This is a genomic window from Amycolatopsis sp. NPDC003676, assembly GCF_053587275.1.
Map to the genome: position 1 here is coordinate 1 of NZ_JBSFNS010000266.1, position 1,643 is coordinate 1,643.

Genomic DNA, 1,643 nt, shown 5'->3' on the forward strand with positions numbered 1-1,643 from the left:
GGTCCCGCCAGGTGCCGCCGGTCTGCCCGAAGGCGTCGATTCCGCGGGCCATGCTCACTGCCCCTTGTAGCAGGCGATCGTGGTGTTGTCGACGTTGCCGCGATCCACGATGGTGTGCGGGACGAAGGCCACGGTGTGGGTGCTGCCGGGGGCCGCGCCGGTCTGCACGAGCTGCTGGGCGGTCACCACCGCGGCGGTGCCGACGCCCTGCACGTCATAGGACGCCGAGGCCGTCACCTTGTTCTGGCGCAACGCGTCACACCACAGGGTGTCGGTCGCCATCGTGTAGGTGGCCAGCGAGTCGGCCGGGATCACGCCACGGGAGACGGCGCTCTGCACGGCGTCACCGACGGCGACCGAGTTGAGGTCGTAGGTGACCAGGAAGCCGCAGAAGTTGTTCTTCTGCTGCTGGATGATCGACTCGGCGGCCTGCTGGGCGAGCGAGTTCTGCCACTGGGTGTGCGCGGTGGTCACCACCTCGAAGCCGGCCGGGTCGAGCACGTTGTGCACGCCCTTGGACCACAGCAGCGAGGCCGCGTCGTTGCCGGGGCCGTCGATGATCGCCAGACGCTTGGGGGCACCGCGCTTCTCGCAGTCCGCGACGGCGCGCTTGCTGATGTCCTCGGCGGCGGCGATGTTGTCCACGCCGATGTAGGCGTCACCGAGGCGGCTCGAGATCATGTTGACCACGATCGTGTAGATGCCGGCACGCTGGGCGTCCTCGATCTGCTTGGACAGCACACCCACGTCGGGGTTGTGCAGGATCAGCACGTCGGCGGCCTTGCGCGCGATCAGGTCGCTGATGATCCTGGTCATCTTGTCGGTGTCGAAATTGGGGTCGTAGACCTGGAAGTCGGCCCCGAGGTTGCCGAACGCGCGCTCCATCGAGGCGCCCCAGTTCATGGTGAGGTTGTAGCCCTTGTAGAGGATGGGCACGAAGGCGACCTTCTTGCCCGCCATCGACTCGTGCACCTGCTGCGTCGCGTCGAACAGCTGCACGTTCTCACCGAACGCCTGCTCGCCGCCGCCGACGGGTCCGGTGGCGGCGGTGCGTCCACCGGTGGAACAGCCCGCGAGGACGACGGCCGAGACCGAGGCGAGAGCGAGGGCGATCATTCTTTTCTTCATCGTCGAAGACTCCTTGTGAGAACGGGGTGGTACGAAGGCGGACATCACAGTTCGCCGCTCTTGGCGGTTTCCTCGTCGCGCGGATGCAGCCAGGCGTCGAGTGCGATCGCCACGATCAGGACGCCGCCGCGGATCAGGTCCTGGACGGCGGAGGTGAGCCCGTGCAGGACGAGCAGGTTGTTGAGCACGCCGATGAACAGCGCGCCGGCGAGGACGCCGAGGATCGAGCCGCGGCCACCGGCCAGGGAGATGCCGCCGATGACGGTGGCGGTGAGCGCGGTGAACAGCAGTGGGTCGAAGGAGGTGACCGTCGTCTGCACGCTGCCCTGGATGGAGACCGTCAGGTACCCGGCCAGCAGCGCGAGCAGCGCGGAGATCACGTAGGTCAGCACCTGCAGCGGACGCACCGGGGCGCCGGTGGCGCGGGCGGTGGCGAAGTTGTCGCCCATCGCCCGGATCAGCCTGCCCGCGGCGGTGTAGGTGACGAACAGCCAGGCCAGCAGGAAGACCAGGGC

Annotated in this window: 2 protein-coding genes; both read right to left on the minus strand. The window is 67.9% G+C overall.

Going from position 1 to position 1,643, the window contains the following annotated elements; genetic code table 11:
• Positions 1–54 precede the first annotated feature (54 nt).
• Positions 55–1,128: a sugar ABC transporter substrate-binding protein gene (locus tag ACWDNU_RS45500; protein ID WP_355282397.1), complete on the minus strand. Its 1,074-nt coding sequence runs from the start codon at positions 1,126–1,128 to the stop codon at positions 55–57.
• 44 nt (positions 1,129–1,172) lie between these two features.
• Positions 1,173–1,643 (minus strand): ABC transporter permease (locus tag ACWDNU_RS45505; protein WP_449673403.1); only part of this gene is annotated, 471 nt, incomplete at its 5' end.

Coding starts and splice junctions, on each gene's coding strand:
- ACWDNU_RS45500 (WP_355282397.1), bottom strand. CDS start 1,128: ATGAAGAAAAGAATGATCGCCCTCGCTCTCGCCTCGGTCTCGGCCGTC.